Source organism: Bacillus sp. GbtcB10 (assembly GCF_019091365.1).
GTDB lineage: Bacteria > Bacillota > Bacilli > Bacillales > Bacillaceae > Bacillus > Bacillus altitudinis.
This window is the reverse complement of sequence record NZ_JAGXJP010000251.1, coordinates 1-256: the sequence shown is the minus strand read 5'-3', so window position 1 is coordinate 256 and position 256 is coordinate 1. Positions and strand designations below refer to the sequence as shown.

Here is a 256-nt window from a genome sequence, read left to right as displayed (position 1 = left end):
ATTAAGTCTGCCAAGTAATGCTAATGGACTGTATTTCGAACGGTATTGACCTTTTAGCATCTTTTCATAACCTTTTAGGTCCACCACAATTAGAGTGAATGGAATGTCTTTTGATCTAATCAATTCGTTCTCAAACCTTGTTTGTGTATCCTTTTGTAAGTTTCCTGTGATTTCATCTATGTCAGCTTTTCGTTCCACTCGGCTATCTAAGTAGATATCACGTGCAATTCCTAATTCTTCATTTTTAGGGATTAAA

General features: G+C 35.2%; 1 pseudogene. It reads right to left on the bottom strand.

The annotated features are described in order from the left end of the window. A pseudogene (locus tag KVT11_RS20205) lies at window positions 1–256 on the bottom strand (ERCC4 domain-containing protein); the annotation flags it as partial.